23 protein-coding genes are annotated in these 25768 nt (G+C 45.2%); 6 read left to right on the plus strand and 17 right to left on the minus strand.

The window, feature by feature from the left end; genetic code table 11:
• Nucleotides 1–75: 75 nt before the first annotated feature.
• The 4 genes from NCI00_RS17175 (at nucleotide 76) to NCI00_RS17190 (ending at nucleotide 4880) form a co-directional block, all read left to right on the plus strand.
• Complete coding sequence (locus NCI00_RS17175; protein ID WP_253529536.1) at nucleotides 76–1398, plus strand: sugar MFS transporter; 1323 nt, start codon at nucleotides 76–78, stop codon at nucleotides 1396–1398.
• Nucleotides 1398–2576, plus strand: a complete 1179-nt coding sequence (gene nagA, locus NCI00_RS17180) for an N-acetylglucosamine-6-phosphate deacetylase (RefSeq protein WP_253529539.1) — start codon at nucleotides 1398–1400, stop codon at nucleotides 2574–2576. The genes NCI00_RS17175 and nagA overlap by 1 nt, the downstream gene beginning before the upstream one ends.
• 94 nt (nucleotides 2577–2670) lie before the next feature.
• Nucleotides 2671–3465: a glucosamine-6-phosphate deaminase gene (locus NCI00_RS17185; RefSeq protein ID WP_253529540.1), complete on the plus strand. Its 795-nt coding sequence runs from the start codon at nucleotides 2671–2673 to the stop codon at nucleotides 3463–3465.
• 50 nt (nucleotides 3466–3515) lie between these two features.
• Nucleotides 3516–4880, plus strand: coding sequence for a putative oxidoreductase C-terminal domain-containing protein (locus NCI00_RS17190; RefSeq protein WP_253529542.1), 1365 nt, complete (start codon nucleotides 3516–3518; stop codon nucleotides 4878–4880).
• Nucleotides 4881–4982: 102 nt separating this feature from the next.
• Here NCI00_RS17190 and rimO read toward each other — a convergent pair whose 3' ends face one another.
• The 8 genes from rimO to NCI00_RS17230 all read right to left on the minus strand — a co-directional run bounded on the left by rimO (nucleotide 4983) and on the right by NCI00_RS17230 (nucleotide 14214).
• The gene (gene rimO / locus NCI00_RS17195; protein WP_253529544.1) at nucleotides 4983–6290 is read right to left on the minus strand and encodes a 30S ribosomal protein S12 methylthiotransferase RimO; all 1308 of its coding nucleotides are present in this window, start codon (nucleotides 6288–6290) and stop codon (nucleotides 4983–4985) included.
• Nucleotides 6291–6439: 149 nt separating this feature from the next.
• Complete coding sequence (locus tag NCI00_RS17200; protein ID WP_253529546.1) at nucleotides 6440–7954, minus strand: FG-GAP repeat domain-containing protein; 1515 nt, start codon at nucleotides 7952–7954, stop codon at nucleotides 6440–6442.
• Nucleotides 7955–8027: 73 nt separating this feature from the next.
• Nucleotides 8028–9497 carry an alpha-amylase family glycosyl hydrolase gene (locus NCI00_RS17205; RefSeq protein WP_253529547.1) on the minus strand — a complete coding sequence of 490 codons (1470 nt, stop codon included), beginning with the start codon at nucleotides 9495–9497 and terminating at the stop codon, nucleotides 8028–8030.
• Between the two features lie 24 nt (nucleotides 9498–9521).
• On the minus strand, nucleotides 9522–10112 hold the full coding sequence (locus NCI00_RS17210; RefSeq protein ID WP_166558344.1) for a riboflavin synthase: 591 nt from the start codon (nucleotides 10110–10112) through the stop codon (nucleotides 9522–9524).
• A gap of 76 nt (nucleotides 10113–10188) precedes the next feature.
• The gene (gene rfbA, locus NCI00_RS17215) at nucleotides 10189–11049 is read right to left on the minus strand and encodes a glucose-1-phosphate thymidylyltransferase RfbA (protein WP_253529548.1); all 861 of its coding nucleotides are present in this window, start codon (nucleotides 11047–11049) and stop codon (nucleotides 10189–10191) included.
• A 221-nt stretch (nucleotides 11050–11270) separates the two neighbouring features.
• The gene (locus NCI00_RS17220; RefSeq protein ID WP_253529549.1) at nucleotides 11271–12311 is read right to left on the minus strand and encodes a DUF4097 family beta strand repeat-containing protein; all 1041 of its coding nucleotides are present in this window, start codon (nucleotides 12309–12311) and stop codon (nucleotides 11271–11273) included.
• Nucleotides 12312–12419: 108 nt separating this feature from the next.
• Nucleotides 12420–13733: a sodium:proton antiporter NhaD gene (nhaD, locus tag NCI00_RS17225; RefSeq protein ID WP_253529551.1), complete on the minus strand. Its 1314-nt coding sequence runs from the start codon at nucleotides 13731–13733 to the stop codon at nucleotides 12420–12422.
• Between the two features lie 46 nt (nucleotides 13734–13779).
• Nucleotides 13780–14214 (minus strand): CBS domain-containing protein, encoded by a 435-nt coding sequence (locus NCI00_RS17230; RefSeq protein ID WP_253529553.1) that lies wholly within the window; start codon nucleotides 14212–14214, stop codon nucleotides 13780–13782.
• 146 nt (nucleotides 14215–14360) lie between these two features.
• Between NCI00_RS17230 and NCI00_RS17235 the strand changes: the two genes are divergently transcribed.
• Nucleotides 14361–14555, plus strand: a complete 195-nt coding sequence (locus NCI00_RS17235; RefSeq protein ID WP_114462828.1) for a membrane or secreted protein — start codon at nucleotides 14361–14363, stop codon at nucleotides 14553–14555.
• On the opposite strand, the gene NCI00_RS17240 is transcribed toward NCI00_RS17235, so the two are convergent.
• The 7 genes from NCI00_RS17240 to NCI00_RS17270 form a co-directional block, all read right to left on the minus strand.
• The gene (locus NCI00_RS17240) at nucleotides 14552–15547 is read right to left on the minus strand and encodes an FAD:protein FMN transferase (RefSeq protein ID WP_253529555.1); all 996 of its coding nucleotides are present in this window, start codon (nucleotides 15545–15547) and stop codon (nucleotides 14552–14554) included. The genes NCI00_RS17235 and NCI00_RS17240 overlap by 4 nt on opposite strands.
• 3 nt (nucleotides 15548–15550) lie before the next feature.
• Complete coding sequence (gene nqrF / locus NCI00_RS17245; protein WP_166558338.1) at nucleotides 15551–16801, minus strand: NADH:ubiquinone reductase (Na(+)-transporting) subunit F; 1251 nt, start codon at nucleotides 16799–16801, stop codon at nucleotides 15551–15553.
• Nucleotides 16802–16807: 6 nt separating this feature from the next.
• On the minus strand, nucleotides 16808–17422 hold the full coding sequence (gene nqrE / locus NCI00_RS17250; protein WP_114462831.1) for an NADH:ubiquinone reductase (Na(+)-transporting) subunit E: 615 nt from the start codon (nucleotides 17420–17422) through the stop codon (nucleotides 16808–16810).
• 61 nt (nucleotides 17423–17483) lie between these two features.
• A complete protein-coding gene (locus tag NCI00_RS17255) occupies nucleotides 17484–18164 on the minus strand; it encodes an NADH:ubiquinone reductase (Na(+)-transporting) subunit D (RefSeq protein ID WP_114462832.1) in 681 nt (226 codons plus the stop codon).
• Nucleotides 18165–18193: 29 nt separating this feature from the next.
• Nucleotides 18194–18898, minus strand: a complete 705-nt coding sequence (nqrC, locus tag NCI00_RS17260) for an NADH:ubiquinone reductase (Na(+)-transporting) subunit C (protein ID WP_253529557.1) — start codon at nucleotides 18896–18898, stop codon at nucleotides 18194–18196.
• Nucleotides 18891–20048, minus strand: a complete 1158-nt coding sequence (locus NCI00_RS17265; RefSeq protein ID WP_253529560.1) for an NADH:ubiquinone reductase (Na(+)-transporting) subunit B — start codon at nucleotides 20046–20048, stop codon at nucleotides 18891–18893. Before NCI00_RS17265 ends, nqrC begins: the two co-directional genes overlap by 8 nt.
• A 43-nt stretch (nucleotides 20049–20091) precedes the next feature.
• Nucleotides 20092–21450, minus strand: a complete 1359-nt coding sequence (locus NCI00_RS17270) for a Na(+)-translocating NADH-quinone reductase subunit A (protein ID WP_253529563.1) — start codon at nucleotides 21448–21450, stop codon at nucleotides 20092–20094.
• Between the two features lie 262 nt (nucleotides 21451–21712).
• On the opposite strand from NCI00_RS17270, the gene NCI00_RS17275 reads away from it, so the two are divergent.
• Nucleotides 21713–24115, plus strand: a complete 2403-nt coding sequence (locus NCI00_RS17275) for a M1 family metallopeptidase (RefSeq protein WP_253529566.1) — start codon at nucleotides 21713–21715, stop codon at nucleotides 24113–24115.
• Between the two features lie 105 nt (nucleotides 24116–24220).
• Here the strand turns inward: NCI00_RS17275 and NCI00_RS17280 are convergent, their stop codons facing one another.
• Nucleotides 24221–24868 carry a hypothetical protein gene (locus tag NCI00_RS17280; protein WP_253529569.1) on the minus strand — a complete coding sequence of 216 codons (648 nt, stop codon included), beginning with the start codon at nucleotides 24866–24868 and terminating at the stop codon, nucleotides 24221–24223.
• Between the two features lie 3 nt (nucleotides 24869–24871).
• Nucleotides 24872–25549, minus strand: coding sequence for a hypothetical protein (locus tag NCI00_RS17285; RefSeq protein ID WP_253529573.1), 678 nt, complete (start codon nucleotides 25547–25549; stop codon nucleotides 24872–24874).
• Nucleotides 25550–25768 lie beyond the last annotated feature (219 nt).

The following is a 25768-nucleotide window of genomic DNA, read 5'->3' on the forward strand; positions in this document are numbered from 1 at the left end:
TTGCGGCCCAGTCCTCGCCGACGTTGAATCTACCACCGTACTATTATTCCGGCTACTCTCGCCATCAACAATAATATGAAAGCCAATACCACCGCCGTTGACGTAAGTAGCCTTACCAAACGGGAAACCAATATTTCTATTTTTTTAGTGGGAGTCATGTTTTTTATGTTTGGCTTCATCTCATGGGTCAACGCTATTCTGATTCCCTATTTCAAAATTGCCTGCGAGCTCACCAGTTTTCAGGCCTATCTGGTGGCATTTGCCTTTTACATTGCCTATTTCATCATGTCGGTACCTGCATCTTATTTGCTCAAAACGCAGGGATTCAAAAAAGGAATGATGATTGGTTTTTGGTTCATGGCATTGGGCGCGTTCATTTTCGTGCCCGCCGCCATGACCCGCACTTACGGCATTTTTCTGATGGGATTGTTTACGATTGGCATTGGGTTGTCCATCCTTCAGACCGCTGCTAATCCTTACATCACGATTTTGGGGCCGAAAGAGCGCGGGGCGCAACGCATCAGTATCATGGGGATTTGCAACAAAGCCGCGGGGATTTTGTCTCCTTTGGTCTTTGCCGCCGTCATTTTGCGCCCGACGGATACTGATTTATTCGCCCAACTCAGCACCATGAACGACCTGCAACGCAGTGCCGCTTTGGATGAATTGGTACGGAGGGTGATTACACCTTATACCGTACTGGGGGTATTTCTGTTTGTATTGGGTTATCTGGTTTACCGTTCGCCGTTGCCTGAAATCAACACCGAACACGAAAGTCCCGAAGTAGCTACGGCCAATGCAGGAAAAACGAGTATTTTTCAATTCCCGCATTTGATTTTGGGGGCAGTTGCTATCTTTCTGCACGTAGGCACGCAAGTGATTGCGATTGATACCATCATCGGCTACGCCAACTCCATGGGAATTGATTTATTGAAAGCCAAAACATTTCCTTCCTATACCTTGGCTTGCACCATTTGCGGTTACATCATCGGCATCATTACGATTCCAAAATTTGTGAGCCAAGTGAATGCCTTACGGTTTTGTACGCTGTTGGGGACAGCTTTTACCCTGCTCATCATTTTTGCCAAAGGCTCCGTTAATTTCCTCGGACAAACCGCCGACCTTTCCATTTGGTTTGTGGTGTTATTGGGTTTAGCCAATTCATTGGTTTGGGCTGGGATTTGGCCGTTGGCATTAGATGGATTGGGGCGTTATACCAAACTCGGGGCTTCTATTCTGATTATGGGTCTTTGCGGAAATGCCCTCATGCCGTTACTCTACGGCTATGTTGCTGATTTGTACGATGTTCGCACCGCTTATTGGGTCTTGTTACCCTGCTATTTGTATTTGGTTTATTACGCTTCGTATGGTCACAAAGTAAAACGCTGGGGATTGTAATGCGACAAAAACTCACCAACGGCACCATTCTTACACCCTTCCGCGCCATCAAAAACGGAACCATAGTCATAGAAAATGGCCAGATTATAGGCATCCATGAAGCAAATGTAGAAGTGCCAGATGCTATCGAAATTGATGCAAAAGGCCAATATATAGCGCCAGGCTTTATTGACATCCACGTACACGGCGGTGGCGGTTTTGACTTCATGGACGGAACGGAAGAGGCTTTTCTGAAAATCGCCGAACTCCATGCGCAATACGGCACCACTTCTTTGGTTCCGACCACACTCACGGCCGAGAAAGAAGATTTACTGCAAACCTTAGATGTTTACGAAAATGCAAATCGTCAAAACACAAAAGGCGCAAATTTTCTCGGAATCCACTTGGAAGGCCCTTATTTTGCCCTGAGTCAACGAGGAGCGCAAGACCCGCGCTATATCCGCAATCCTGACCCTGCCGAATACGAAGAAATTCTCAGTCATTCGTCGTCCATTGTGCGGTGGAGTGCTGCTCCCGAATTGGAAGGCGCGATTGCGTTCGGACAGCGATTGCGTCAAAAAGGCATCTTAGCGGCCATCGCTCACACCGACGCGTTTTACGATGATGTGTTGTCAGCGTATGAAAACGGCTATTCGCTCGTAACACACTTGTATTCAGCCATGTCTGGGGTAACGCGCAAAAATGCGTTTCGGTATGCCGGCGTGATTGAAAGTGCGTTTTTGTTGGATTTAGACGTTGAAATCATCGGTGACGGCATTCATTTACCCGCGCCGCTGCTCAAACTCATTTATAAAATCAAAGGTGCCGACCGCACCGCCCTCATCACCGACGCCATGCGCGGAGCTGGAATGGCCGAAGGCGAAAGCACGTTGGGTTCGTTGAAAAACGGCCTCAAAGTCATCATCGAAGATGGCGTAGCCAAAATGCCCGACCGCACCTCCTTTGCCGGCAGCGTAGCCACCTTCGACCGATTGGTGCGAAACATGATCAATATGGCCGACGTATCACTTTTGGAAGCTGTGCGCATGGCAAGCACCACCCCCGCCCGCATCATGGGCGTCGACCACCGCAAAGGCTCTCTCGTCAAAGGCAAAGATGCTGATATTGTCATTTTTGATAAGGATATTAATGTTTCTTTGACAATGGTTGAAGGAAGAATAGTTTATGATAAAAGTTAACCACGGAGTTTCACAGAGTGACACAAAGTATAAAAACCCTGTGCAACTCTGTGCCAACCTTCGTGAAACCCCGTGGTTATAAAAAAATAACAGTATGGCTCATCTACACGAAACAACAATAGACAACTTAGAAGTAAAATTATTCAAAACCCGTCAGGAATTAGGCCAAAACGCGGCTGAAATGGCTGCAGCTAAAATCAGAGATTTGCTGCAAAGCCAAGACGTTGTCAACATCATCTTCGCCGCAGCACCATCGCAGAATGAATTTTTGGATGCTTTGGCCCAACAGCCAGAGATTGACTGGCAACGCGTCAATGCCTTCCATATGGATGAATACATCGGCTTGTCGGACGACGCCCCACAACGGTTTGGCAATTTTTTGAAAGACCGTTTCTTCGATAAAGTACCGCTTCGAGCCGTGTTTTATATCAATGGCAACGTCAACGACCCGGACGCTGAATGCATTCGCTACGAAGCTTTGCTGAATGAATACCCAACCGACATTGTCTGCATGGGCATTGGCGAAAATTGCCACATTGCCTTCAACGACCCGCATATTGCGTTTTTTAATGACCCTGTTTTGGTTAAAAAAGTGGATTTGGACTTAACAAGCCGCCATCAACAGGTACATGACGGTTGTTTTGCCTCGTTAGAACTCGTTCCTGAATACGCCCTCACGCTCACCATTCCGGCATTGGTCAAAGCACCGACGGTGTTTTGTATGGTTCCTGCGGCACACAAAGCAGAGGCAATTTACCACACGTTGGTGGATGAAATCAGCGAAATTTATCCATCCACTATTCTGCGAAAACACCCCAACGCGACGTTGTTTATTGATCAAGACAGCGCCCGCCAATGGACGAAAGAAGCGTCATTTGCAAGTAAATAAAACCTAACGGGTGCTTATTTATCAAAAACATACCCACAATTACGTCATTTATGAAAGCACGCGTTTTAGGCTGTCTGCTGGCGGCCGGCAGTTTAACCCTCCCCGCCATGGGCCAAGAGAAGAACAAATCAGTCAGTTTGATTGTATTGGAGCCTGGGCATTTCCATGCGGCATTGGTACAAAATACCCGTTACGACAATGTAAACCCTGTCGTACATGTGTATGCATCCAAAGGCCCAGATGTAGACTCTTATCTTGACAAAATCAAAAAATATAATTCTCGCCCCGAAGACCCGACTCAATGGGACGAAAAAGTCTATACGGGACCCGACTTTTTCCAAAAAATGCTTTCAGAAAAAGCAGGTAATTTGGTTGTATTGGCGGGAAATAACCAGAAAAAGACTGATTACATCAAAAAATCAGTGGATGCTGGTCTGAACGTATTGGCAGATAAGCCCATGGCCATTGATGCCGCTGGATTCTCGTTGCTGAAAGATGCGTTTGCGCAGGCGAAAAAGAAGAACGTGCTACTCTACGACATCATGACTGAGCGCTACGAAATCTCCAACGCGCTCCAACGTGAATTGGCGTTGTTACCAGAGTTGTTTGGAACCCTACAAAAAGGTACGCCCCAAGACCCCGCCGTGACCAAAGAAAGTGTTCACCACTTTTTCAAATACGTTTCGGGTGAGCCGCTCATTCGTCCAAGTTGGTTTTTTGATGTCAATCAACAGGGCGAAGGCATCGTAGACGTGACTACGCACTTAGTGGATTTGATTCAATGGAGTTGTTTCCCCAACCAAGTTATTAATTATCAAAAAGATATAAAGCTTTTATCAGCTACGCACAACGCCACAACGCTGACTCGCGAACAATTTAAACTGGTAACCAAAAGCGATACCTATCCTGAGTATCTAAAAAAAGATGTGAAAGGAAAGAATCTGGAAGTATACGCCAATGGGCAGATTGACTACACTTTGAAAGGAGTTCACGCTCGTGCATCGGTAATCTGGAATTTTCAGGCACCGCAGGGAACAGGCGACACGCATTATTCAATCATGAAAGGCAGCAAGGCCAATCTGATTATTCGTCAGGGCAAAGAGCAAAACTTTAAACCAGTGTTGTACATTGAGCCAGTAAATGCCACGCCTGCCTACGAAAAAGCCGTTGCCGAAGCCTTCAAAAAAGCACAGGCTGCCTATCCGGGCATTGAATTGAAGAAAAATGCCAAAGGCTGGGAAGTGATTGTACCCAAGAAATATGACATTGGCCACGAAGCGCACTTTTCGCAGGTAGCCAAAAAATACATGGAGTTTTTGAAAGCAGGTAAACTCCCTGCGTGGGAAGTTCCTAATATGATTGCCAAATATTATACCACAACCGAAGCATTGAAATTGGCGAAATCGAAAAAGTAGTTTTAACCACTAAGAACACTAAGTTTTTACACAAAGGGCCTCAAAGATTGTTTCTTTGAGGCCCTTTGTGCAATTCTTTGCGACCTTTGCGGTTAAAACTTTTTACACCAACTCCCCGTACAAATCAAACTCCTCGGCATTGGTAATTTTTACGTTGGCAAAGTCACCCTGACGCACAAACTGACTTGCGGGCAATAACACTTCATTATCAACTTCTGGGGAGTCAAATTCCGTTCTTCCAATAAAATACCCACCCTCTTTCCGGTCAAAAAGCACTTTATAAGTGTTGCCGATTTTGGCTTGATTCAACGACCACGAAATATCCTGTTGCACGGCCATGATGTCGTCGGCGCGTTGTTGTTTTACTTCGGCAGGAATATCGTCGGGCATGGTGTGCGAGAAAGTTTGCTCTTCGTGAGAGTACGTAAATACGCCCAAGCGATCAAAACGCGTGCGCTCTACAAACTCCAATGTCTCTTCAAAGATTTCTTCAGTCTCTCCCGGGTGACCCGCAATCAGTGTGGTACGCAAAGCAATATTTGGTACTTTATCACGAATAGTTTTGATCAAATCCTCCGTTTTTTCGCGCGTGATACCGCGACGCATCAACTTCAATAAATCCGTACTGCCACTTTGAAGCGGCATATCTAAGTATTTACAAATATTGGAACGCTCACGCATTACGTCCAAAATATCCATCGGAAAACCCGACGGGTAGGCATATTGCAAACGAATCCATTCAATGCCTTCCACGTCGGAAAGGTGATTTAATAATTCAGACAGATTACGTTTTTTATAAATATCTAACCCGTAATAGGTCAAATCTTGGGCAATCAAAATCAGTTCTTTCGTGCCGCGACGCGCCAATGATTTTGCCTCAATCACCAAATCATCAATCGTCCGCGAAACGTGCCCGCCACGCATGAGCGGAATCGCGCAAAAGCTACAGGGACGGTCGCAGCCCTCCGCAATTTTAAGATACGCGTAATGAGCAGGCGTAGTCAATAAACGTTCGCCGACGAGTTCCTGTTTGTAATCTGCTTTAAGGGTTTTGAGCAAACGAGGCAGTTCGTTGGTGCCAAACCAAGCGTCGACGGTTGGGATTTCAACCGCCAATTCATCTTTATAGCGGTGTGACAAACAGCCAGTTACGTACACTTTGTCTACCAAGCCAGCATCCTTGGCATCGGCATAGCGTAAAATGGTATCGATGGATTCCTGCTTGGCGTTGTCGATAAATCCGCACGTATTTACGATCACAATGCTGGCGTCGTCTTTTTTAGATTCGTGCGAAACGTTGTAGCCGTTGCCTTTGAGTTGGGTGAAGATATTCTCGCTGTCGACCAGATTTTTACTGCAACCCAGCGTCACGATGTTGACTTTATTTTTCTTGGTTCCTTTGGTTTTCATTTCTCCTAAGTATTGGGTACTGAGTAATGGGAATTGAGTGAAATAATGATACTCAACACTTTATACCCACTACTTACTACTATTTTTTACGCCACAAAGTTCGGCAACGTAATCGGAAGCACCAAAATTGATTTATAAGCAGGAACGCTTTATTTCCTCAAATTCAACAAATAAGCGCCCATCAGTCCGTTGCGGGCCCATGTACCACGCATCCGTCCGGGTGTGAGACCCAGCGGGTGACTGCCCAAGGCGAAATCAATATCTCCATCGCCGTCGATGTCGCCAGTATCTAAGGTAAGCCAGCGGCCCATACGGCCAATCGGGATAGACCACGGCTTGAATTTTCCTTTCTGATTTTCAAAATATAGAACGTTGGTTTGGGGATTGGTATCTATATCATCGTAAAATGCAATGCTGACTAAGTCCAAATCTCCGTCGGCATCTACATCCGCGGGAGCCACTTTGTAGGCACCGTCGATGGGATAAAAATAGCTTTGCCTAAATTCCTCTTTACCCTGATTTTCAAAGATATACAACCCATGATAGGGTTTAAAAATGACCGAAAGATCGGCATTATCACCGCAGGTATAGAGAATATCCAACCGACCGTCTTTATTCATATCGACCACATCAAAATAGCTAGAACCAAACACCGGCGGGAAGCGCAGCAGTGTTTTTTCTTCAAACTTCAGGTTGCCTTTGTTGAGGTACAGCACAATACGCTCGTCACCTTGGGCAAACAGCGTCATTAAATCTGACATACCATCTTTGTTCCAATCCACGACCACCGTACGCAGCGCTCCTGGGGTAGCACTTAGCACGTTGGCCTCATAAGTACCCGCCACATTTCTCTTCCAAACAGAGAATTTTCCTTCTATGACCCCAAACTCACAGGTAATCAGTTCGGGCTGGCCGTCGTTGTCCATATCATGCTGAAGGGTTTGCGTGGGACGGAGCAACTTGGTGAGCAACAACGAGGCGTTATTCGCACTTTTTTGGCCCATGTTGACCGTTTGCGCGTAGCCGTTGGCGTTGTAGGTAACCTTGACGGTTTCGCCAATATAGGTCACCAAAAGATTTTGATGGGAAGCATCCAAAAACTGCAAATCACTAACTGCCGGCTGACCGCCAAAGCGTTTAACGGCCTTTCCTTCGGCATCCATCAGCCATACCGTTTGGTTTACTTCATCGGCTACATATACGCCTTTGTTGGCTTCGTCGATACGAACGCAGGTGACATTGGCCATTTCTTGTTCGATGGGCGAAAACAAAGGGCGAATTTCAAACTGTTTCTCAATTAATGTTGCTTTTTGGGAAGAAACGAGCGGGGTCAGGCGCTTGGGAGCCAAGTCCAAATAATAGTCTTTTATTTTTTGCCAATCCTCCTGTGAAATCAGGGGGTGAGCGGCTTTTACTTTGAGGTCGTTGGCGTTCAGTTTTCGGATTTTCTTCAAATCTTCATCCAACCCTAACCGCAACGCCATATAGGGTAGTACATCTTTTTCCCAAACAGTTTTGGGCAATAAATTAGGGTCGGGGAACAAATGGCATCCACCGCAATGCTGCCGCGCCAACGGTTCATGTTGGGCAGGGTCTTTTTGACAGCCTACAAAAAAACAGAACAATACCAATAACGAAAGGGCAAACGCAGAACGAAGCATCATAGGTTTGGGAAATAAAAGCCAAACTTAACAGCAATGAGGCTATTCGCCAAGTTTTAAAGCACTTACCTCCTTTCTATCCCAACACCACGCAACTGTAAGGCTCCAATGAAAGTGTTTCTGTTTTCAACAACTTAGTCTCGGGATGAGTACTGAAAATAAATTGGGAAGGCTGATTAGCGACAGAGAACTTCACGCTTTTGGCCGAAAGATTGTGAATTACCCAAACCGCTTGGCCATTGGACTTTCTGATGAAAGCCACCAAGCGCGGGTCTTCATTGGGGAGCGGCTCAATGTCTCCGTGAATATCGGCCAACGCAGGCTGTGATTTTCGTAATTGAATCAACCGTTTATAATGGTTGTATAATGAGTTTGGGTCGTTGATTTGCCCCACCAACGGAACGACAGTATTGCTTTTGTTGTATTTGGGCTGCATCCACCGCGCTCGGTGACGGTCTTTTTCGCGATAATCCCATAAAAACGGCTCTCGGATATACTCATCGGGCTTTTTACCCAACATTCCGAGTTCTTCCCCATAGTATAAATAAGGTTGCCCGGGCAGCGTCAGTAGTAAATTCGCCGCTACTTTGAGGCGGTTGAGATTGCCGCCCATCACACTTCCGATGCGCACTTGGTCATGGTTGGTGAGCATGATGGCGTCGATAAATTGCGGGCTTGTTTGAAAAAAAACGGCCCGAGTACCCGCCAAAGTGGCCACCAACTGCACCGTATCACGTTCTTTGGCGACTATTTTTTGAATGGCCAAACTCAAGTCGAAGTTAAAATTGGCCGTCAGTCCTTTGAAGTACGGGGCGATGTTTTCGGCGGCGGTCCATACTTCCCCTACCAAATACACATCAGGATTCGCCTTTTGCATTTCCGTCCGAAATTCTACCCAAAAATCGTAGTTTTTGTGTTCCTCCCATTCGGGATAAATGTGCCGGGCGGCATCCAAACGAAAACCGTCTACACCCAGGTTGAGCCAATAACGGCCTATTTCGTAAATTGCCTGACGCACAGGCGGATGGTCGCAATTAAGGTCGGGCATTCCTTTCCAGAAAAGTCCGTAGTATTTTTCGGTGTTTTGCCGCCACTTATGCCACGGATTCCGATCCCAGGTATCGGGTGTCACCTCGCGGGTGGCAATGCCCAGTCGCTCAATATCCTCGGGACTTTTCCAAGTATAAAATGACCGATAGGGGCTATCCTTTCCCTTCACCGACTCCTGAAACCACGGGTGATTGGCGCTGGTATGGTTAATGACCAAATCCATAATAATCCTGATTCCCCGCGCATGGGCTTCGGAAAGCAGGCGCTTAAAATCATCTAACGTGCCATACTCTGGGTCAATGGCATAATAATCAACGACATCGTATTTATGATAGCTGGGCGAAAGCAAAATGGGCGAAAGCCATAGCGCTTCGACCCCCAAATCTTGTAGATAGTCTAGTTTTGAGGTGATACCGTTGAGGTCACCGATGTTATCTCCGTTTGAATCACAAAACGAGCGAACGAAGATTTCGTAGCAGATGCGTGGGAATGCCAATGTTTTAGAATATTTTAATCGCTACTAATTCTTCTTCGCCAGAATCTTCTGCATATACTTGCCTAGTATATCAAATTCCAGATTGACCACGTCGCCCGCCCGAAGCTGGTGAAAATTGGTATGCTCGTAGGTATATGGAATGATGGTTACTCGAAAACCATCGTCCTGCGAATTAAAGACCGTCAAACTCACGCCATTGATACAAATTGAGCCTTTTTCGACGGTAATATTTCCCACCGACGCATCGTATTTAAAATCATACAACCAGCTCCCGCCGACCTCTTCTACGTAAGTACAGATGCCCGTTTGGTCGACGTGCCCCTGCACAATATGTCCGTCGAAGCGGCCATTGGCGGGCATACAACGTTCAACGTTGACTTTTGTACCCACTTTCCAATAACCGAGATTGGTTTTTTTGAGGGTTTCGTCCACCGCCGTTACGGTGTAGGTATCTTGCTCCAGGCTCGTTACGGTCAGGCACACCCCGTTATGGCTCACACTTTGGTCGATTTTGAGCTCGGAGGCCAAGTGAGAATGAAGCTTAAAAGTGATATTTGTCCCCTCAAAGATAATTTCAACTACTTCGGCGGTCGTCTCTACAATTCCTGTAAACATTATTCTAGGTTTTTAGATTTTAGACGACAAACGTCGGAGAAAGCGCTTCTTTTTCTAACGTCTGTCGTCGGCTATCTTATTTCAATATTCCTAATAAATACCGGCCATAACCACTTTTCAGAAGCGGTTGGGCAATTTCCCGCAATTGTTCGGCATCAATAAAGCCCATCCGGTACGCTACTTCTTCAATACAACCGATTTTCAGTCCCTGACGTTCTTCAATCACTTCCACAAATTGACCTGCCTGCATCAAGGATGCAAACGTACCTGTATCGAGCCACGCTGTTCCGCGCGTGAGTACGCCTACTTTCAATTTTCCACGCTCAAGATACACGCGATTAATGTCCGTAATTTCTAATTCTCCACGCGGGCTAGGTTTAATATTTTTAGCAATTTCAACAACCTCATTATCATAAAAATATAACCCGGGCACGGCATAGTTTGACTTGGGATGTTCAGGTTTTTCTTCAATGGACACTACGTTAAAATCCTGATCAAACTCAACGACGCCGTAGCGTTCTGGGTCCTGTACTTGGTACGCATACACCACCCCTCCGTCTGGGTCGTTGTTGGCCTGTAACAATTTACTGAGGCCACTTCCGTAAAATATATTATCGCCCAACACCAGCGCTACTTTGTCTTTTCCTATAAAATCGGCCCCGATAATAAAGGCCTGCGCCAATCCATCTGGGCTGGGTTGTTCGGCATAGCTAAACGCGCACCCGATACGGCTGCCATCGCCAAGCAATTTCTGAAAATGCGGTAAATCGTGCGGAGTTGAAATAATAAGAATTTCGCGAATACCCGCCAACATCAGGATTGACAATGGATAATAAATCATCGGCTTGTCGTAAACCGGCATCAATTGTTTGCTTACAGCCAGCGTCAGAGGATGCAAACGAGTACCGGAACCTCCGGCAAGAATAATTCCTTTCATGATGATTTGATTCAAATTATGTTGAGTGAGTGAAATAATACTTTCAAAACACATTTAGTGCCATAAAAATAGAGAATCTCCGCGGGAAAGCCATAGTATAGCCCAAAAGCCCTTTAATCTAAATGACTTAAAATTAGTTTAGGGCAGAATAGACACAAAAAAGCCCGACACCGAAGCATCAGGCTTTCACGTTGGAAACCTTTATAAACTAAATTACTTTTCTAATCATTCAGCGAAATAGAACCTGAACTAGCACGCATGGTCACCAGCGTACCGCCGCCGTTGAGTTTACCATTGACACGGTCTTTTTCCATAATACCGTTGAAATTATTTAAGGTGCCAACGTTGACCCGGTTGGCGCGCAAATCCAAATCAAGTCCTTTATTCATCGGCATCTGCACATGAATCCCCCCCGCTGAAGTGGAAAGGTCAAGGTACTTGCCCAAAGAAACGATTTCGGCACTGATGCCACCTGCGCTGGTTGAGGCTTTGAGCGCGGCGGCTACACCAGTCAAGCGAATAGACCCACCTGAGGTCACTGCCGTCAATTCTCCTTTAATGTCACCGCCTTTGATACTACCGCCGCTAGTGGTGGCCCGGACATTGCCACTAAGCCCATCCAATTGAATACTGCCACCAGAGGTTACCAATTTGATGTCGCCGTTGCAGCCTTCTGCTTTGATGCTACCGCCGCTAGTGGCGAGGTCTAACTGCTCTTGGGAATTAGTTAAATGAATACTACCGCCCGAGGTACGGCCTTTCACATTCCCGCTCAATTGCTCTAATCGTAAACTACCTCCACTCGTAGCAAAGTTTTGATTTCCCGACAGTTTCGCCAGTTTTATACTACCGCCGCTGGTGGCCAAATCAGTCGTTGTTTTTTCGGGAACTGTAATTTTAAACGAAATACTCAGGCCTTGTTTCCAATCCCATTTGTCGTTTTCGCTTTTACGTTTTGATTTGCAAATAAGGGTCTCTCCGTCCATTGCTACGGTCAACTCATAGTCTTTGAGGCGCTCGGTGATTTCTTCTTTGTTCAATTCTGAGCTGCCATTCCAATTGTTGCCCCGGACGTATATTTCCACTTTGGCGTCGCCGCTTTGGCCAGTTACGGTAATACTCCCCCCCGAAGTACGCACGTTAAGTGCTTTGACAGAACCCGCGTTGAATGTTTTTGTAAAATAAGGTTTTTCGTCTTCTTTCTGGGCAAAAACGAGCGTGGCAACAAAAAGGAAAGCAAAAAGGAGGCTGTATGTTTTCATGGTCTGTAAATGTTTAGGGCGGATTATGATTTTCCGCGGTGTTTTTTTTACAAGAGATGAAAAACAAAAAAGAAACGTTGCACGTTGCCCAAAATATTTATCAAAAAATCAGTGCATCAAATAATAAACCCCGATTCCTGCCAAATATCCCAACAGTGCATAGCCTGAAATGCGCTTGAGATACCAAAGAAAATCAATTTTCAGAATACTCATAGAGGCCACCCCTGCCGCCGAACCGATAATGAGTATGCTTCCCCCCGTACCCGCGCAGTACGCCAATAAATTCCAAAAATCGGCATCAGGGGGAAACTCAGTCAATGGATACATTCCCATTGCCGCCGCCACTAGTGGAACGTTGTCGACAATCGCTGACAGAAGTCCGACTAACGTGTTGATTATGTAAATGTTGCCAAAAGTCTGATTAAGAAAAGTCGCCATTAATCGCAAATGCCCCGATGTATCTAAAGCGCCAACGGCCAGCAAAATTCCTAAAAAAAACAAAATACTGGGCGTGTCAATCCGGTGCAACATCGCCGCCACCGAAAAGCCCTGTTTGGTTTCCAGGGCTTTGTCTCGGTGCAAAAATTCGGTAAAATACCACAAAAGGCCCACGGCCAGCAAAACACCCATATACGGTGGATAGTGCGTAACCGCCTTAAATACTGGCACCGATAGAAGGGCAGCCCCTCCCAATACAAACATTATATTTTGCTCCAAAGGGGTCGTTTGCGTATGTTCGTTCGACTCTTTTACGGGCATTTTGGGCAACGCCCCACCACCGCGCAAAAAATACGTTGCCGCTAAAAGCGGGACCAATAGACTCACAAACGAAGAGATAAACAACGATTGCATAATCGCAACCGTCGTAACTTGTCCTCCAATCCAGAGCATAATGGTCGTCACATCCCCAATGGGCGACCACGCACCGCCAGCATTGGCGGCCATCACCACAAATCCGCCAAACAGCCAAATATTTTCTTTTTCTTTGATAATCCGCCGCAGCAGAGCACACATGATGATGGCCGTCGTCATGTTGTCCAGTCCTGCCGATAAGAAGTACGAAATCCAAGAAATAACCCACAGAAGCTTTACCCGATTGGTGGTAGAAATTCGGTCGGTAATGGCCCGAAACCCTTCGTGAACATCCACCAATTCAACAATTGTCATGGCTCCCAACAAGAAGAACAGAATCCCAGCTATCTCGCCTAAATGTTCAAAAAGCGCTTCGTCGAGTACTTTATGAACATCGGGTTGGGAAGATACCCCTTCAAAAGCGGGCATATTTTCGAAGCCAAACAATAAGATTATCCAACAAAAAACCCCCGTTAATAACGCGGAGGCAGCTTTGTCAATTTTCAGCGGATGCTCAAAGGCAATCAGCACGTATCCTAAAATGAATACGGCAGCGAGTAGAATAGCCATAATTGACCAAGATTAACGGGTAAAAAGAAAAGGATTAGGGGAATATCTACGCATTTGTAATGTAACTCTCCAAAAATTGGATGTGATCGACCTGTTCTTTCATGATCGAATTTACAATGTCTCCGATACTCAATACGCCTATCACTCGCTCCTCTTCCATCACTGGCAAATGGCGAAATTTTTTCTCACTAAACAACTTCATACATTCCCTAATATCCATTTCGGGAGTAACGGTAAACACTTTGGGTGTCATCACTTCGGAGATAGGGGTACTCTTTGCTTTTCGTCCCTGCACGATTCCTTTTCGGGCATAATCGCGCTCTGAAAATATTCCTACCAATTGTTCTCCGTCAAGCACAACGACCGCGCCAATATTTTTTTCCGCCATTAAAAAGAGCGCTTCAATCACCGTTGTACCGGGCGAAACACTCCAAATGTAAGATTGAGGCTTATCGGCAAGCAATTTTTTTACGGATTTCATAAGCTTTTCATTTTTAGTGAATTAGCAATCTCTATCTCTAAACGAATTTATAAAATCAATGACTTATATCCAAATAAATCGTCGAAAAATGTTATTTATTCTTTGGGGATGTTAACGCCTTCAATTATCTTTAATAAAAAACAATCATGGGTACCGTAATCGCAGCTTCCATCTTGCTTGTTCTGGTGAGTGTTGCTCTTTTGAGCGTTCGTCTATTGCTAGTCAAAGGAGGCGAGTTTAAAGGAAGTTGTGCCAGCAACAACCCTTTTCTGCAAAAAGAAGGGGCCGTTTGCGGGGTTTGCGGCCGAAAACCAGGCGAGCCTTGCGCCGACAAAGCCTAGTTCGGGGGTGAGGTCGAAAAGAAATGAGCAGTAGCAAAAGTCTGCAATTTTCCTTCGGGAGTAGCATAAATACCGTACAGCTCTAAACGTTGCTGCTTTGCAATGGTTTTTGCTTTCTCCAGCCCCATCACCAAAAACGCCGTCGCAAAGGCATCAGCCGTCATGCAATCGTCGGCAATCACCGAAATACTCAGCAAATTGTGCGTAATTGGGCTTCCCGTCTTGGGGTCGATGGCATGGCTATATTTTTTCCCTTCACGCACGACAAACTTCCGATAACTCCCCGACGTAGCAAGGGATTTCCCGTTCAACGAAACGATGGTTTGTAAGGGGCGTTCCGCCTCTTCTTTTTCGGTGGGTTTGTCAATACCGATTTGCCATATTTGCCCTTTTTCGTTGTATCCTTCGGCCCGCACTTCTCCGCCTATTTCTACCAAGTAATCGTTGATTCCATGGGCTTTCAGAAACTCGGCCATTACATCTACCGTATATCCTTGCGCAATGGCGTTAAAGTCTATTTCTATCGCTGGATTTTTTTTTACCAAAACGCTATTTTCAATACTGACGTTTTGGTAGCCAACCCATTGCAAAAGAGAATCTACCTGCGACGGCGTGGGCAAGGGTAATCCCTTTTTATAGCTGAATCCCCAAGCTTTTACCAAAGGACCCACCGTAATATCAAACGCGCCTTCGGTCAGTTTGGCGACTTCCTGAGATTTATTAAACACTTTTTCAAAATGCGCATCTGCTATTGTTCCAGAGCTATTTCTATTGAATCTACTGATGATTGACGTACTGTCCCACAGGGACATGCTATGGTCAATAGCTCGAAAAAGGCTGTCAATGGCCTTGGAAAAATCACGGCTATCAGCGTATACGATTCTAAACGTTGTCCCCTGCGCTTGGCCTTCCAAATACGTAAACGCTGGCTTACTTTTACAACCTACCAAGGCATACGCCAACCCCAACAATCCCCAAAAAAGTTTTTTCATTGTTTAGCTCCCAAAATCATCAAAGGCAATATTTTCTTTAGAAACTCCGAGATTATCCAACATAGTTTGAACGGCCGAGAGCATCATGGGAGGGCCACAAAGGTAATATTCAATGTCTTCAGGGGCAGGATGGTCGTCCAGATACTCATTTTTTACCACTTCGTGAATAAACCCAACGTAACCAGTCCAATTATCTTCGGGCAGCGGAATGGAAAGCGCAATCTCGAAGCGAAAATTAGGAAATTCACGTTCGATAGCCCGAAAATCTTCCTCATAAAAAATCTCTTTTTTACTCCGCGCCCCGTACCAATACGACACTTTACGCCCCGTTTTCAACGTATGGAATAAGTGAAAAATATGCGAACGAAGCGGTGCCATACCTGCCCCGCCGCCAATATAAATCATTTCTTTTTCGGTTTTTTTAACGTGAAATTCGCCGTAAGGCCCACTAATGGTTACTTTATCGCCAGGTTTACGCGAAAAAACGTACGAAGAACACGCCCCCGGATTCACATCCATAAAAGCATTGCGGGCTCTGTCCCACGGCGGGGTAGCCAAGCGAATATTGAGCATAATGATATTGCCTTCGGCGGGGTGATTGGCCATCGAATACGCCCTGAAAAGTGGCTCGTCAATTTTTGCTTTTATATCCCATATTTTAAACTTGTCATATTCATCTTTGAAACGCTCGGGTATGTTGTAAAGTTGGGTTTTAAAATCAATGTTCAATTCAGGAACATCCACCTGAATATAATCCCCCGATTTGAATTTTAAGTTTTCACCTTCGGGCAGTTTTACCACAAATTCTTTAATATAGGTAGAAACGTTTTCGTTGGAAATCACCGTACACTCCCATTTTTTGATGCCAAATACTTCATCGGGTACCCGAATCTCCATGTCATCTTTCACTTTTACCTGACAGGCCAAGCGTATTTTATCCTGCACCTGCCGCCGATTGAGGTGATTGGTTTCGGTTGGCAGCACTTCCCCTCCTCCTTCAAACACTTGGCATTTACACATGGCGCAGGTTCCTCCACCGCCGCAGGCCGATGCCAAAAATAAGTTCTGCGCCGCCAAGGTTGATAAAAGAGAGGACCCCGGTTTAACGACAAACGGGTGTTCTTGGTCACCGTTGATGATGATGGACACGTCTTTTTGGGGTAATAAACGGTCTTTGGCTTTTAGAATAAGAAACGCAAAGAGCAAAACAACCAAAATGAAGACGGCAATACTGGCAGTAAGTACGGGTAGCATAGCGTTTTACAGTTGGATTCCAGAAAAACTCAAAAAAGCCAAACCCATCAGGGCCGTTACAATCATCGCGATTCCCAAGCCTTGTAGAGGTTCGGGGATATTGGAGTATCGAAGGCGCTCACGGATAGCTGCCAACAAAACAATAGCCAAGAAAAAGCCAATACCTGCCCCCAACGAAAAAGCGGTGGTTTCGGCAAAATTGTATTCACGCTCCTGCATAAAAAGCGACGCCCCCAAAATGGAACAGTTGACGGTAATAAGCGGTAAAAAAATGCCCAAAGAAGTGTACAACGCGGGCAGGAATTTCTCCACCACCATTTCTACCAATTGTACTGCACCAGCAATGGTAGAAATAAAAAGGATAAATGACAAAAAGGTTAAATCAACCGAAGCAAGTGAAGGGTGTATCCATCCTAATGCACCTTCAAAAAGCAAATAACGCAAAATGAGGTAGTTGAGTGGTGTGGTAAGCACCATCACAAAAATCACCGCTAACCCCAGTCCAAAAGCGGTTTTGATTTTTTTTGACACCGCCAAAAACGAGCACATGCCCAAAAAGAAGGCAAAGATTACATTTTCAACAAAAATAGTCTTTATGAGGATATTGATGAGATGCTGCATAACAAGTGTAAAGGTTAAAATTTAACATAAAAACCTGACAACTAAACACATAACTACCTACTTAGGAAGCATTGATGAGTTTACGATTGCGACTTCGCTGCCACCAAATAAATATTCCAATCAGAAACAGCGCTGCGGGCGGTAACATCATCAATCCATTGTTGACATATCCCATGTCATAGAGCCATTGCGGCACTACTTTGAAGCCAAGCACCGAGCCCGAGCCCAACACCTCTCTGATGACCGCCACAATCACCAAAATAATTCCGTATCCCAAACCGTTGCCGATACCATCCAAAAAAGAAGGCCATGGTTTCTGCGCCAACGCAAAGGCTTCTAGGCGACCCATGACGATGCAGTTGGTAATAATCAGGCCCACAAAAACGGATAGTTTTTTGCTCACATCAAACATGTAAGCCTTCAGCAATTGATCAACAATGGTGACTAGCATCGCCGCCACAATCAACTGCACAATGATGCGAATACGGTTGGGAATGGTATTGCGAATGAGCGAGATAATGAGATTGGAAAAAGCCGTAACGACCGTTACGCCCAAAGCCATGATGATGGCGGGCTTTACCTGAACCGTAACCGCCAGAGCCGAGCAAACGCCCAATATCTGTACCGTGACGGGGTTGGTATCATCCAAAGGGTCGCGGAGTACGCGCAGGTTCTTTTTGGAGAACAATCCTTCTTTCTTTTTCTCCTCTACAACCGCAACAGGGGTGGTTTCTGTACTCATCGTTGATGTGCGTTTATAAGTTGTCTATCTCACTTTTTAATTTTTTCAAAATACGTCAAATACGGAGCCGTACAGTTTTTGAGCATGGCATCGGTGCCGCGGGAAGTAATCGTCCCGCCCGAAATGGCATCTACGCGGTGTTCATTGCCGAAACTTACTTTATCGGTTTTTTTGACCACATTGACCGACACAAACTGCCCTTCGTTCGACATGATTTTCTTGCCCTGAAACTGTTGCTGAAATGGCAACTCCGCTATTTCAGCGCCCAAACCAGGTGTTTCTCCTTTGTGGTCAAAAAAAGCGCCGTAAACCGTGTCAAAATCATCCTGCAACGATATATACCCCCATATTGGCCCCCAAAGCCCTGTGCCTCGCAGAGGCACGATATAGTATTTTTTTCCTTCTTTTTCGGTATAAATATACAGCGGAAGGCGGCGATTTTCGGGGGTTTTAGCCACCTCTTCTTTTAAATCTATGTCGGTAGTTTTAACGCCGCTCACTGGCTCACCCGCGGCGTTTATGACCATTTCCTGCACCCGTTCGGCATAGGTGTTTTCTATTTGGGTACGTTCGTCGTACGCCAATCTGACCGCCCGCAGAATATTGGACTTTTTGTCCAGCGCAATATTGGCTTCCTGTGCAGGTTTAAGCCCTTCGGCAGCCACGGCCAGCACGATTGCGGTAATGACCGACAAAACGGCGGCATAAATCAGGGTGTATTGGTTGCTATGCACGTTTTTTGCGGTTTTTGATGTGTTGTTCTACGACAAGATGGTCAATCAAAGAAGCAAAGACATTCATCAACAATATACTCAGCATCACTCCCTCCGGATAGGCGGGATTAAATACCCGAAGGATGACGGTAAACATTCCAATCAAGAGGCCATAAATCCATTTACCCGTTTCTGTTTGAGCGGCACTTACGGGGTCAGTGGCCATATAAACCGCCCCAAACGCAAAGCCGCCCATCAACAAATGATAATACGCGGGTGTATGCATGGCGTGTGTGGGCATATCGGCTGGCGCTAAGGCGTTCAGAAACACCCCCATCACCAACACCCCAACCACGCAGGAAACGATGATTTGCCAACTGCCAATCCCCGTACCAATGAGAATCAAAGCCCCAATCAGACACGCAAATGCGCTAGTTTCACCAATAGAGCCCTGTTCAAATCCCCAAAACATATCAGCGGCTGAAGGGAGTTTTGTAAAATTGGCATCAAAAGTCACTAAATTCGTTGCCCCCGAATACGCATCGACCAGCGCATGACCCGCCTCGGGCGACAGGTCGGTCCAAATATCTCCCGACATATACGCGGGAAAAGCAAAAAACATGAATGCCCGCGCCAACAACGCCGGATTCATAAAGTTCATGCCCGTACCGCCAAAAATCTCTTTGCCCAATACCGTACAGAAAATAGCCCCTAAAGCCACCATCCATAAAGGTATAGTGACAGGCATGGTGAGCGGAATCAGCAGGCCCGTCACCAGATACCCCTCACTGACTTGGTGGTTTCTGACAATGGCAAAAATAAATTCCACCCCCAACCCAACGGCATAAGATACAATAATGATGGGCAGCACTTTCCAAAAACCAAACAGAAAATTATCTACCAACGAAGCCTCCATTCCGTAGGCCAAATGATGTTGATAGCCTACGTTCCACATCCCAAAAAGCAGCGTCGGGACCAACGCCACAATGACCGTAAACATAGTTCGTTTTAAATCAATGGCGTCGCGCACGTGCACACCCTGAGACGTAGTATGCCCTGGCACAAACAAGAAGGTCTCCAAGGCATCAAATGCTGGATGTAATTTCTCAAATCGTCCCCCTTCTTTAAAGTGGGGCCTTACAGAATTCAGGAGTTTTTGGGCTATTTTCACGGTAAAAGGGTTGAGGAAAGGTTCAACAATTCTTAACTACCCATTAGCCTTCCTGACGAACATACGCCAGACCGTCGGCAATGATACGCTGTACGTCAATTTTGGAAGTGCAAACAAACTCACACAGGGCAAAATCTTCTTCCGAAACCTCATAAATGCCCAACTCTTCCATGCGCTCAAGGTCTTTGGCCAAAATAGCTTTCAGTAAATGCACGGGGTAAATATTCATCGGTAGCACTTTGTCGTATTGGCCAGTCATGACAAATGCCCGCTCTTCACCGTTATTGTTCGTATTTAGATTGTAGGAGCGATTGGGAGTCAACCACGAGAAAAAAGTACGCGAAAGGCTCAATTTATGAAATCCTGGCAGTAGCCACCCCAAAAACTCGGGTTGGTCGCCTTCAGGAATCGCCGTCAACTGGTTTTCGTAGAACGAAAGAAAATCATCTTCAGCAGTCTTTTTTCCCGTCAGAATAGTACCCTGAATCAGTCGGAAGTTGGTAGAATCCAGTTTATTCCCCGTAATACTTTTTATTTTTTGGCCCGTAATGACCTTAAAATACTGCGGTTGTTTTACGCAGCTACCCGCTAGGGCTACAATGCGCTCGGCCCGATACCGATATTCTGTAAACAACCTGCCAATAATAATCACATCTTGGGGCTGCACGTACCAAACCACTTCTCCTTTTTGGATAGGATCAATATGGTGGATTTGAATACCCACATTACCGGCTGGATGCGGCCCGCTGAAGTGGTGAAATTTATGGTTGGCAATTCCCCGGAAGTCGCTCTCTGAGAGGCGCTCTCCCACTTCCGCGTGTAGAGATATGTGAAGGTGGCCATTGGCCAGTTTGTCCAGAACTTCCAGTCCCGTTTGAAAATGTGCCCGTTGTTGTTCGATAATAAAACCCAAATCAGGTGCTAAGGGAGAAGTGTCAAAGCAAGAGACAAAGATAGCTTTGGGAATATCGTCGGGATTGGCAATCAGTGAATAAGGGCGTTGACGAATATAACTCCAGCAGCCGCTTTCGAGCAAATACTCAATCACTGCATCGCGGTCTGCATTGGGCAGATTGATTTCGGGAAAATATGCGTATTTGGTAATTTTATCGGGAATAATCCGAACTTCGAGAATTCGTCGCTTGTCGCCGCGAACGATTTCAATTACCTCACCGCTTACGGGCGAAGGCAGCCGGATTTTGGGATTGTTTTTATCGTGGAAAAGCGATTGACCCGCGACCACCTCTTGGCCCACTTCGACCGATAATCTCGGAACAACAGATGGGAAATCGTGGGGTTTAAGGGCTACTACATCCGAAAGTGCAAGGTGAGTAATGGTTTTTTGGGCCACTCCATCCATCTTAATGGTATAACCCTTCTTAATAGTAATTACCTTTCCCATATTACTATTTATTCTTTTAATAATACAAAACAAAGGATTATTTCTAAATATTCTAATAATTCTTCAAAACATTTTTTGGAATATATTTTTCTGATGATGAGGCTATTAATCCCGAATAGACTTCTGTACGTATAAAATTATCCAAATTCGTTTTTCGGTTGTTTAACTATCGGGAATTCATCTCAAAATCCGTTCTTTTGGTAGCATTCTTTCGGCTTAAAATGGGTTTTCCTGTATCTTTGAATAACCAAATTTTTAACCCATGCGAAAATTATCCTTCATCAACTCATTGCCGATGATTGTCTGCGCCCTACTTCAAGGTCTATACGCAGCCAAAGCTCAGGCTCCCACCCCTCAAAACTACCACGCCAACGACCGGTTTGAACAACTCGGCACTGGACTACCCACGCCCAACACTTATCGCACTGCCTCTGGTGCGCCTGGAAAAGACTATTGGCAACAACGCGCCGATTATGACATCAAAGTAGAATTGGACGAGGCCAACAACAAAATTATTGGCACCGAAACCATCACGTACTTCAACCAATCGCCCGACGCGCTGCCGTATGTATGGATTCAATTAGACCAAAATCTATTTGCCAAAAACTCTCCCGGCCCCGTCTCCCGCACAGGCGATTTGGGCACCCAAACCAGCATGGCGAGTTTGGCGACCATTTCCGACATGAACTATTCAAATGCAGATTATGGCTACAACATTACGTCGGTACGAGATGCCAAAACTGGTAAGCCCCTCAAATACACCATCAACCAAACCATGATGCGTATTGACCTGCCGCAACCCGTGCAGTCTAAGCAGTCGTATGCGTTTGCGATGGACTGGAATTATCGGATTGTAGAATTTTCCAAAGGTGGTCGTCGTACGGGCTTTGAAGCCTTCAAAGATGGTAACAACGTCTACGAAATTGCCCAGTTTTATCCCCGTTTGTGCGTGTACGATGACGTGACGGGCTGGCAACACAAACAATATTACAGTCAGGGAGAATTTGCGCTATCATTTGGTAATTTCAAATTGGCCATCACCGTACCCGACGACCATGTATTGGGCGCTACTGGCGAGCTACAAAACGCCGCCCAAGTGTTGACACCCAACCAATTGAAAAAATTTGAACAAGCCAAATCTTCCGATAAAGTGGTCGTAATTGCCTCGCAGGAAGAGCGCGAAAAAGCCGAAAAAGGCAAGCCAAGCGGCAAAAAAACCTGGATTTTCAAAGCCGATAATGTACGCGATGTGGCCTTTGCCACTTCCCGTAAATACATCTGGGACGGAAAAATGCAGGAAGTAGCGGGCAAAAAAGTGCTTTGCATGTCGTTTTATCCCAAAGAAGGAAATCCACTTTGGGGCAAATATTCAACCGAAGTCATTGCCCATACCATCAAAACCTATTCGAAATTTTCGGTAGATTACCCCTATCCCGTCGCCATTTCTTGCCACGGTCCCGTGGGCGGAATGGAATACCCGATGATTTCGTTCAACGGCGGCCGCCCAGAAGCCGACGGAACCTATTCGGAAGCGACCAAATATGGCATGATCAGCGTAATTATCCACGAAGTAGGTCACAACTTCTTTCCGATGATTGTCAACAACGACGAGCGCCAATGGATGTGGATGGACGAAGGGCTGAACACCTTTGTGCAATACCTGACCGAAAAAGAATGGGACAAAGACTATCCTACGCGCCGTGGTGAGCCGCAGGCCATCGTCGATTACATGAAGCAAGACCCCAAGAATCTGGTGCCCATCATGACCATGTCCGACAACCTCATCAATGCCGGCGCAAGTGCGTATGCCAAGCCCGCTACGGCGTTGAATATTTTGCGCGAAACCGTCATGGGAAGAGACCTGTTTGATTATGCTTTTAAGGAATACAGCCGCCGTTGGGCGTTCAAATCACCCACCCCTGCCGATTTCTTCCGGACCATGGAAGATGCCTCAGGCGTGGATTTGGATTGGTTTTGGAAAGGTTGGTTTTATGGCGTTGAGCCCGTCAATCAAGATTTGGTGGAAGTAGAATGGTTCGCGTTGGACACCCAAAACCCCGAAATCTCCAAAGCAGAAGCGAAAAAGCAAGCAGAAGCCAAACGCAACACCGTGGCCCGGCAGCGCGACAAAGACTACATCAAAGAATCAGTGGTGGATAAAAATCCCGACATGAAGGATTTTTACAACAGCTACGACCCGTACAAAGTGACGGAAGCCGACAAAAAGAAATACGAAACCTATCTGGCAAGCCTGACGCCTGATGAGCGTAAGTTGGTAGAATCAGGACTGAATTTTTACACGCTAAAAGTGAAAAATAAGGGCGGCTTGCCCATGCCCGTAATCGTGAAGATGCAATACGAAGATGGCACCGACTCATTGGTACGTTTCCCCGCCGAGATTTGGCGCCTGAACGACCAACAGATTTCTAAGGTAATCACATCAAAGAAAAAAGTGGTACAGTGGACCTTAGACCCGTATCGCGAGATTGCCGATATTGACGAAGAAGACAACAGTTTCCCGCGCCAACCTACCGCGCCTACGCGCTTCCAACTGTTTAAAAACCCTGCTGGCGGTCGCCGAGGTGGTGGTGGTACCAATCCGATGCAGGAAGCACAGCAAAGTCAGCCACCGAAAGCGGGTCAGCAGGGCGGCGCCAAAAATTAATACTGTAAGGGCGGATTGATTTCCGCCCTTTTTTTAGGCTCGGAGATTGCTTCAGGCTTATATTATAAGGTCCACTTTCACTTGACGGCATATAATATAGACATACTAATATTCATAATACTGACGCATTTCTTGCTCATACATATTCTCTATTTCATCAGCGAAGTCAGTATATCGTGCAAATACATCTGCGGTATGGACAAATAAAAGCATGCTTTTTTCAAATAACTCCTTCACATCCAAAAGGTTGATTGTATCTGTATGTCCAAATGAGTTATTGTTCTTTTTATCAACCGGATAGCGAAAGCTGTCAGAACCTTCATCCAATTTATGAAATATGGCAGTTAATTTGTAAACTTCATTGCAGTAATTATCGAATTCTTTAACATCATCAGGACTAACCTCAATTCCATATTTGTCATTCAGGTTCTCAATCGTGGCGTATAAATGTAGGCGAAACGCTTTAAATAAGTCTTCTAAATTATGGGTACCTGCCTTTTTAAAGTCCTCTTTACCAGAATATTGGCAAAAATACCTTATGTTGGTTTTAAATCCCAGCTCCATGCAATGCCGGGCAATAAATAGTAATGGATATGCTAGATGGTCAACGTGGGCACTTGAGTTATAAACACTCATCATTAACACTTCAAAAGCTCGGTTATAGCTTCCCAAATAGTTGGCGAATGTCAGATGATGACCCAAAAAAGCCTTGAACTGATATCTAGTATATGAGTTATCTTCTATTTCTTCCATATATTAGATTGTTAATATCTGATTTATCTTATTTTGCGTATTATCAATCTTTTTGAAGAATGGAGTAAGCTCAGGGTCTATCCATGATGCCAAATCAATTATTGAATTTCTGACACTCAATACATTTGTGCAATCAATGTGATGATTATTAAAACAGATAGGCTCACAGTGATTAATTCTGTTTCTGAGCATTCTTATATCCTCAAGTTTTTGAAATATAGAGGATCTATTCTCAGCTGCTGGTTTATGGGCAAAGACCTGTATTGGACGACCTCCGACTAGTGGATAATAAGGAGTAGAGAAAAAAGCTGTCCAGAAACCAAATGTTTGATCTGATATTATCTTACCACTTGTAGGAGGTATATGTCTGTCTGAAAGCATCCTTTCTGTCTTTTCAACGCATTTTCTTAGATAAAGCTTGGGTCTGACAGAGGTATCATTCATAAACCCATTCTTTTGATTTATAATCCACTCATTATCTGTAAAATAGGTTGATAATACATTATTTATTCCATTTCTGAAAACAACTTCAAATTGACTTAATATTGGGTGAAACGCCTGAGAAAGTCGTATATTTGCATTATAAAGTCTCTCAGCTCGCTTACTATTATTTGCTGTGGCACTTAAATATCTATTGAATCGTACTCTGGATAAATATTTGTTTCTTATTTCAGATTTCATTTGGATATGTCAAAAAAAGTTGATATATTTGTGCTATATAGACTTGGTAAAGCCTCTTTCCCTAGCGGAAACGTAATCAAGTAAGAGATTTTTGGGAGCTACAAATGTGGCTCCCTTTTTTATTTCTTTGAATTTACAAATATAATCAATTTTTTTATTCATATGCCTCTTACAGCTAATGATGATATACAGGATTTGATACCTGTCCATTTGTAAAGT

Origin of the sequence: Runella salmonicolor (assembly GCF_024158025.1) — a bacterium.
Classification (GTDB): Bacteria; Bacteroidota; Bacteroidia; order Cytophagales; family Spirosomataceae; genus Runella; species Runella salmonicolor.